The organism is Rhodococcus sp. 7Tela_A2 (genome assembly GCF_049311045.1).
In the GTDB taxonomy this organism is placed as follows: domain Bacteria; phylum Actinomycetota; class Actinomycetes; order Mycobacteriales; family Mycobacteriaceae; genus Rhodococcus.
In genome coordinates this window covers 1-9,679 of sequence record NZ_JAXION010000141.1, presented here as the reverse complement: position 1 = coordinate 9,679, position 9,679 = coordinate 1, and the positions used below count along the sequence as shown (strand labels likewise).

The 9,679-nt window shown below is 65.2% G+C and carries 2 protein-coding genes; both read right to left on the bottom strand.

Annotation, left to right across the window (positions count from 1 at the left end):
* Window positions 1-6,169 (bottom strand): amino acid adenylation domain-containing protein (locus TVH25_RS19105; RefSeq protein ID WP_422425218.1); only part of this gene is annotated, 6,169 nt, incomplete at its 3' end.
* A gap of 270 nt (window positions 6,170-6,439) precedes the next feature.
* Window positions 6,440-9,679: condensation domain-containing protein (locus tag TVH25_RS19100; protein WP_422425217.1), on the bottom strand; the 3,240-nt coding region annotated here is incomplete at its 5' end.

The window sequence follows — 9,679 nt, the reverse complement described above, 5'->3', positions numbered from 1 at the left end:
GATGCGCGTCCGCCATATTCTGGAAAGTCAGCATCACCTGGAACAGCGGATGACGCGCCTGCGAACGCGCAGGATCGAGCACCTCCACCAACCGCTCGAACGGCACATCCGCATGCGCGAACGCATCGAGATCCGCCCGGCGGACCTCATCGAGGAAGTCCCCGAACGACACCCCACCATCAACCGACGTCCGCAACACCAACGTATTGACGAACATACCCACGAGATCATCGAGCGCAGCCTCACCACGACCCGCGACGGGCGTCCCGATCCCAATATCGGACTGGGCGCTCAACCGTGACAGCAGCACCGCTAGAGCAGCATGGACGACCATGAATTCCGTTGCACCACTGCGGCGTGCGAGATCAGTTAGATCGGAACGGACGCGCCGATCGATCGTGAATCCGTGCGAGGCACCCCGGTAACTCGACACCACCGGACGAGGCCGATCCCCAGGCAACGTCGACTCCTCCGGCAGATCCGCCAAAGCACTGCGCCAGAACTCGGTTTCCCGCGCAAGCAGCGACTCCGGATCGGACTCGTCGCCGAGGACCTCACGCTGCCACAACGTGTAATCCGCGTACTGCACCTCGAGTTCGGCCCAAGCGGGTTCCTTGCCCTCCACCCGTGTCACGTACGCGGCGACCACATCCCGGGTCAGGGGCGCCATAGAGAACCCGTCGCCGGAGATGTGATGGACCACGACCACCAGCACATGCTCTTCCGGCGTGATTCGCAGCAGGCGCACCCTGATCGGAACCTGCTGCGTCACATCGAAACCGGCAGCCACAACCTCCGTGACACGTGCCGGGACCTCGTCGGCCGCGACAGTTTCCGGACGTACCTCGACGATCGAGTCCGATGCGGGCAGGACCTCTTGGAATCCGACCCCGTCGATCTCCGGATACACCGTCCGCAACGACTCGTGTCGCGCGACCACATCCGACACCGCCGCCTGCAACGCATCGACATCCAACGAGCCCGACAACCTGATCGCCACCGGAATATTGTTGACCGCAGATTCTGGATCCAGCCGGTTGAGGAACCACATCCGCTGCTGCGCCAACGACAGGGGAATCTGTGCCGGACGCACCCGCGCAACCAACGGAACCCCGACACCCCCACCGGACACCTGCTCCACCCGCACCGCCAGTTCCCCGACGGTGGACGCCTCGAACAGCACGCGCACCGGCACCCGAGTATCGAGTGCCGCACCCAGGCGCGCGACCACCTGGGTCGCAATCAGCGAGTTACCACCCAAAGCGAAGAAATCATCATCGAGCCCGACCCGCTCGACACCGAGCACCTCGGAAAACACCGACGCCACGACCTGCTCGGCAGAGGTAGCCGGAGCCCGGAACTCCGTGACCTCGAACACCGGATCCGGCAACGCCCTACGATCCAGCTTGCCATTAGCGTTGAGAGGCAACCCCTCGAGCACCACAAAAGCCGACGGCACCATATAAGCCGGCACACTTCGGCCGAGTTCGAATGCAACCTCCCCGGTATGGAGGACCACATCAGGCCCAGGCACCAGATACGCAACCACACGGGTACCCACACGCTCGCTGCCACGAGCAACCACAGCCACATCACGAATGCCATCCATCCGCCGCAGCGCCGACTCGATCTCACCGAGCTCGATCCGGAAACCACGAACCTTCACCTGGAAATCCGTACGACCCAAATACTCGAGTTCGCCGTCACTCGTCCACGACACCAGATCACCCGTACGGTACAACCTCTCACCATCACCCCACGGCGACGCCACAAACCGCTCCGCCGTCAGATCAGGCCGCGCGAAATACCCACGAGCAAGCTGCGCACCCGCAAGATACAACTCACCCGGAACACCCACCGGCACCGGCTGCAAACGCGCATCGAGCACATACAACCGGGTATTCCACTGCGGCGACCCGATCGGCACAGACACCACATCGGACACCTCGACAGTGTGATCGGTAACCGACACCGCAGCCTCGGTCGGACCGTAAAGATTGTCCAACCGGGCCTCATTGCCGGCAAGGAACCGCTGCGCTGTAGACGCAGGCAACGCCTCACCGATAGCGAGCACCCGGCGCAGAGAAGACGGCAGAACACCGTCCCTGTCCGTCATCAACGCAGACAGCATCGACGGCACCACATGCAAAGTCGTCACACCCTCCGACGCGACAAGATCGTTGAGATACGCCGGATCACGATGACCGTCCGGCCCCGCAACAACAACACGACCACCGGATACAAGCGCCGACCAGAACTCCCACACCGACAGATCGAACGTCGCAGCCGTCTTCAGCAACAGCGCATCATCCGGACCGAGACCGTATTCATCCCGCATCCACAGCATCTGGTTGACAATCGCCGCATGAGAGACCGCCACACCCTTCGGCCGCCCCGTCGAACCCGACGTGAAAATCACATACGCCGTGTTCTCCGGCCGCAACGGCGCCACCCGATCGACATCCGTGACCGGCGAATCCGAGTACCCATCGAGGTCCGCAGTGTCGAGCCGAACGACGACGATCCCGGAACCCAAGTCCTCGGGAACATCGAACTCGTCACGCGCGGTGGTCAACACCACCGCAGGAGCCGCCACCGACACAATGTAGCCCGTACGCTCGGCCGGCTGGTCCGGATCCAGCGGCACGTACGCACCACCGGCCTTGGCCACCGCATACATACCCACCAGCAGCTCCACCGACCGCCGCATCGCCAACGCCACAGTCGATTCCGGCCCAACCCCCACCGAAATCAAATGACGGGCAAGCCGGTTCACCCGAGCATCGAACTCCTGATAGGACAGCGACACGCCCTCGAAAACAATCGCCGTCGCCGCAGGATCACGCCGTACCTGAGTATCGAACAAGTCCACCAACGTCACCGGCGCCCCGAGCGGGCAGCTCGTGCGGTTGTGCTCCTCCAGCACCAGGTTCCGCTCCTCGACCCCGAGAATATCGAGATCTCCCACCGGAAGCCCCGGCTCGGCGACGATCTGCTCGAGCACTCGCACGAACCGCTCCGCGATCCCCACAACCGTCGACCTGTCGAACAGATCCGTCGCGAACGTCAACACGCTACCGATCCCCGCCGGAGACCCATCCTCGTGGTAACGATCCGCGGCGACCAGATGCAGGTCGAACTGCGAGGTCTGCACTTGCGCATCCAACCCCGACACCGTCAGACCCGGCAGCTCCAGGCTCGTCGCTGCCAAGTTCTGGAACGACAACCCCACCTGGAACAGCGGATGCCGTGCGGTGGACCGTTCAGGGTTGAGTACCTCGACGAGACGCTCGAACGGAACATCGGCATGCGCGAACGCCTGAAGATCCCGCTCGCGTGTCTGCTCGAGCAGAGCATCGAACGAACCGCTCACATCCACGTGGGAACGCAGAACCAAAGTGTTGACGAACATACCGATCAGATCGTCGAGCTCGCGACGTCCCCTACCCGCAATCGGCGTGCCGACCGTGATGTCCTCGGTACCCGACAAACGCGCGAGCAACACAGCGAAAGCCGCATGCACCGCCATGAACAACGTCGAGTTCCGCGCTCGTGCGAGCTCGACCAGCTTACGATGCAGATCTGCGTCGATGTCGAACTCGACGTCGTCGCCGGCAAAGGACTGTTCCGCCGGCCGTGGCCGGTCGGTCGGAAGGTCCAGCTGATCGGGAAGGCCGTCCAAAGACTGTTTCCAGAACGCGATCTGCTTGGCTGCCAACGACTCCGGGTCCGACTCGTCGCCGAGTACCTCACGCTGCCACAACGAGTAATCCGCGTACTGCACCTCGAGCGCCGACCACCCTGGGGCCGCGCCCGCGGCCCGCGCCGCATACGCAGTGACCACATCCCGGGTCAACGGCCCCATCGAGAACCCGTCACCGGAAATATGATGAATCACTACCACCAGCAGATGCTCCTGCGGCGCGACCCGCAACAACCGCACCCGCACCGGAACCTGGAGCGTCACATCGAAACCGGTAGTCACAGCCTCAACGACCCGCCCCGGTGCATCGTCGGCACTCACGTCCTCGACCCGTACCTCCACGACCGCATCGCCGGCACCGAGCACCTTCTGGAAACCGACCCCGTCGACCTCCGGATACACCGTCCGCAACGACTCGTGCCGCGCGACCACATCCGACACCGCCGCCTGCAAAGCGTCGACATCCAGCGAGCCCGACAATCTGATCGCCACCGGGATGTTGTTCGCCGCCGACCCCGGATTCAACCGGTTGAGGAACCACATCCGTTGCTGCGCCAGCGACAACGGCACCAGCTCGGGACGGGTTTGCGCGACGAGAGGGGTCTCGTTCCCTACCGCGAGGGGTTCGATCAGGGCCGCGAGTTCTCCCACCGTGGAGTGCTCGAACAGCAGGCGCGCGGGTACGCGGGTGCCGAGGCGTTCACCGAGGCGCGCGGCGAGTCGGGTCGCCACGAGTGAATTGCCACCCAGTGCGAACAAGTCGTCATCGAGCCCGATGCACTCGACACCGAGGAGTGCGCCGAACTCTTCCGCCACGGCAACCTCGAGCGCAGTTGCGGGTGGACGAAACTGCACCGAAACCGACTCCGGCTCAGGCAACGCCGCACGATCGATTTTGCCCGACGGCGTCAACGGCACATCATCCAACACGACGATCGCCGACGGAACCATGTGCGCCGGAAGCATTTCCGACACCGTTGCGGATATCTCTCCGGCATCGATCTCGACACCTCCCGCGGAATGCACATACGACACCAGTCGCATCTCACCCGCCGGCGTCTCGCGGCCCACAGTGATCGCGAAATCGACTCCATCGGAGGTCGCAAGCGCGGCATCGATTTCACCGAGTTCGACCCGAAGGCCGCGGATTTTGATTTGGAAATCGTTGCGCCCCAGGTAGATCAGTTCGTCGTCGCCACTACGCGGCGCACGGACGAGATCACCGGTGCGGTAGAGCCTCGTTCCGTCGGGACCCGCAACGAAACGTTCGGCTGTCAGACCCGGTCTGCCCCGATAACCACGAGCAAGAGCGGGACCCGACACATACAGCTCACCCGCAACGCCGGGCGCGACCGGATTCAGGCGGCTGTCGAGTACGTACGCACCCAGATTTCGCACCGGTGTACCGATGGTCACCGGCCTCCCCGGCTCGAGAGCACCGCTGCAATGCGTCATGATCGTCGCTTCGGTCGGCCCGTAGGCGTTGAGGAACCGCCGTCCCGGTGCCCACCGCTCCACCACATCCGGCGGGCACGCCTCGCCGCCCGACACCACCATTTCGAGTCCGTCGAGTCCCTCGGAATCGAGCGACGCCAACACCGCGGGCGTAATCAGCGCGTGGGTCACCCGGTGACGACGAAGAAGCTCGGTCAGTTCGGCGCCGGCGAACGCATCGGGCGGGGCGACGACCATGGCAGCACTCACGGAAATCGCCATCAGCCATTCGAGCACCGACGCGTCGAAGCTGGGCGAGGCGACGTGAAGGGTGCGGGAGGATGCAGTGGCCCCGAAGCGGTCCACCATCTCTTGTACCAGGTCGGACAGACCGCTGTGCGTCACCGGAACGCCCTTCGGGCGGCCCGTGGACCCCGAGGTGTAGATGACGTACGCCGGGTTCTCGGGTCGCAGGACACTCACGCGCTCGTCGAAGGACACCGGAGCGGGCGACAGCGCTTCCACTTCGGCCCTCGATTGCGGGTCGTCGAGCGCGAGCCACTCCACGGTGTCCGGCAGCGACGACACCGTCGCCGCGAGCGTAAGCCCGATCGCCGCACCCGAATCCGCGAGCATGTACGCGACGCGATCGGGAGGGTAGTTCGGATCTACCGGAACGAAGGCCGCACCGGTCTTCGCCACCGCCCAGATGGCCAGCACGGACTCGAACGACCGGGCCAGCGAGATTGCGACAATGTCTTCGGGGCCGAGTCCACGGTCGATCAACGCTCGCGCGAGGCGCGAAGAGTCGGCGTCGATTTCCGCGTACGTCCACGAGCGATCCTCGAACATCACCGCGGGAGCAGAAGGGTTACGTTCCACCGCGGTCCCAAGCAACTGCGGCAGAAGTATCGCGCGCGAACCCCGCCGACGTGCGGGACGTCGACGCTCCCGTCCACGTTCGGACACTGGCGGCCGTCCACTCTCGGGTTCGCCGACGTTTTCCCGTGCGACGCCGTCCCCTTGCTGCATGCCGGCCTTGCGCGAGGCTTCACTCACCACTGGTCTCGCTTCCCTCATATCTCCGTTTCGGCCGTCGCCGCCCGTTGGTTACCGGACAGTCGTCAGCTGCCCAATAGAGCATCGTGGGCCGGGGGTCATGTTACGGCTACTGGTGGGTCGCACCCGTTGGGATGACCTCGCGAGAGCCCCCGCAACACAAGGAAATTTGGCGTTCTTCCTGTTCAGGGTGCAAATCATGTCCTCCCGAGTGACCGCCGGCCCCGGCTCCCATGGCGTCCCTCACCGACCCGTGGCCCAGGGATCTCTGGACGGGCTGAGAACCCACGCCGCATCGGACGGCGCGCTCACGTCTTCGCCGTCGGTCACGAACACCGTCTCGAGGTCGGCGCACGTTGCCAGGGCATCCACCGCATCGCGGGGCACGAACGCGTGGGTCACCCACTCTTCCTCCGCGAGATGGGCGACATCGGACGCGTTGTCCGCCATCACCACTACGGCACCCGCGAGGGCGGCAGCAAGTACGGCATGGAGCACCCACCGATTCGCGTCCGGACCGGCAACGAGAATCCTTGCGTCGTAGGTCAACTCCTTGCCGACGATACCGTTGCGGAGGAGCGCGACCGCCCTTCCCTGGGAGAGCGCGGTGTCCGGGAAGCGGATCCCCGCATCCCCGAGACTCGGTACGGCGGTCCGCTCGGTGTAGGCAATCGTCCGCGCCGAGAGGCCGGACACCTCCGAGACCAGGTCCGGTGCGTCCATAGCCAGTCGTCGGCCGGAGCCGTGAACGTCGCGGTCGGTGGTCGTCAGTACCCAGCGGGCAGCCTCCGACGACCCGACTGCCAGTGCCGCACCCGACTTGACCACTGCCCACGCAGCGATCACCAAGTCGATGCCTACAGGCAGATCGACGCAGACCGTCTCCCCCGGGCCGGCTCCGAGGGCGATCAGGTAGCGAGCCCACTGCGACGAGCGTTGTTCGACCTCGCCGTAGGTCGACTCGACGTCGCCCACCACCACTGCCGGCGCATCGGGATCGGACTCGACGGCGACGCGCAACTCCTGCGCGATGGTGACGTCGGCGTCCTGCACCGTCGTGGTGTCCTGACGCGGAGCGCTGCCTGTCACCGCTGTGATCTCGTCCTCCGTGCGGAGTTCGATGTCTCCGACGATCGCCGCGGGATCCGCAGCCACCTTGTCCAAGAGAGCCACGAAACGACGGGCGAACGCATCCACGGTGCCCTCGTCGAACAGATCGGTCGCGTAGGTCAATGCTACCGACATGCCTGCCGGCGTTCCCTCCGGGGTGTCGTGAGGTTCGACGGTGACCTGCAGGTCGAACTTGGCCGCGAGTTCCCCTGTGCCGATCGTGTCGACCGTCAGACCGGGCAGTTCCATCCGTGCCTGCTCGAGGTTCTGGAACGACAGGACGGTCTGGAACGCGGGATGACGAGCGGACGACCGAGCGATCCCTAATTCGTCGACGACACGCTCGAACGGAATGTCCGCGTGCGTGAACGCTTCGAGGTCACCGGATCGCACTGCGTCGAGCAGCGACTCGAAGGCCGTGGCCGGATCGACGTCCGTGCGCAGCGCGAGCGTGTTGACGAACATGCCGACCACGTCGTCCAGTGCTCGGGCGCCACGGCCCGCCACCGCGGTACCGACGACCACATCGCGGGAGTTGCTCAGCCGGGAGAGGAGGACGGCGAGAGCGGCGTGCACCACCATGAACAGGGATGCCCGGCGCGACCCGGCGAGTGAGTCGAGACGGGCATGGGTCTGCGCCGACACCTCGATCGTCGTGGTTGCACCCCGGCCGCTCGCCTGGGCGGGACGCGGACGATCGGTGGGCAGGTCGAGCAGATCCGGTATGCCCGCGAGCCTCTCACGCCAGTAGGCCAGTTGAACCCCGGCGGGCGAGTCGGGATCGTCGGCGTCGCCCAGTACCTCCTGTTGCCAGAGCGCGAAGTCGGCGTACTGCACCTCGAGCGGAGGCAAGGCCGGGGCCGTTCCTGCCGCCCTGGCGATGTATGCGCCCATGAGGTCGCGGGCCAGCGCGGGCAGCGACGCACCGTCTGCCGAAATATGGTGCACGACAAGCACGAGCACGTGGTCGTCCGGACCGAGCGTTACGAGAAGACCTCGAACAGGCACCTCGGTGGTGACGTCGAATCCGCGCCCGGCGACCTCCGCCACGGTCTCGAATGCCTCTTGCTCCGAGGCTGCGGTCACCACCGTCAGGTCCTCCACCGTGGTGGCCGGAACGATCTGCTGCCGAGGGCCGTGTTCGTCGTGCGGGTACACGGTGCGCAGTGCCTCGTGACGTTCGACGACATCACGCACCGCCGCACCCAGGCCCGCGACATCGAGTTCGCCACGCAACCGGATGCCGAGCGGGATGTTGTAGGAGCCGGACGTGGGGTCGAGCTGGTTCAGCACCCATATTCGCTGCTGAGGAAGGGACAGCGGAATCCGTTCGGGGCGGGTTCTCGCCACGAGTTCCGGCCTCCCGGATGCGACGGGACCCGCGTCGATACGCGCTGCGAGGCCGGCGACGGTGGGCTCCTCGAACAATTCACGGATCGCCAGTGAAGAACCGAGGGCCTCGTTGACTCGGGCGATCACCCGGGTAGCGACCAGAGAGTTGCCACCGAGCGCGAAGAACGAATCCTCCGCACCGACTCGATCGATTCCGAGGACCTCGCCCCATACCTTCGCGATCGCGATCTCGGATTCGGTTGCGGGATCGCGGGATTCGCGATCTCCGAAGACAGGGGAAGGCAACGCCTTACGGTCCAGCTTGCCCGACGAACCCAACGGGAACTCGTCGAGCACCACAAACACCGACGGCACCATGTACGCCGGCAACAGCCCCGAGACGAACTCGGCCAACTCGTCACGATCCACCGTGGCCCCCGCGACGGGCACCACATATCCCACGAGCTGGTCCCCGAGACCGGCGGTCGACACCACGACCGCAGCCTGGGTGATCGATTCGTGCGCTGCCAGCGCCGCCTCGATCTCACCGAGCTCGATCCGCAGACCCCGCAACTTCACCTGGAAGTCGGTACGACCGATGTACTCCAGTTCGCCGTCACTGTTCCACCGGACAAGATCACCGGTGCGGTAGAGGCGCTCACCCGCAGCGAACGGCGACGCCACGAACCGCTCCGCCGTCATTCCTGTACGCCCGAAGTATCCCCTCGCGATCTGCGCACCCGAGAGGTACAGCTCTCCCACGACTCCGACCGGTACCGGTACGAGTCGCTGGTCCAGCACGTAGGTCCCGGTGTTCCATACAGGTGTCCCGATCGGGACGGCACCGGTGCCGACTCCGTCGACCGGCGACGCCGTGACATGCACTGTCGCTTCGGTCGGGCCGTAGAGGTTATGGAGCTGAGGTAGCCCGAGGGCAGCGCATTGATCGGCCAAAGCCGCAGGGAACGCTTCACCCGCAACAAGAACCACACGCAACGACGCGCACTCCTCGCGCGTGGCGACAGCAGCGAACACCGCAAG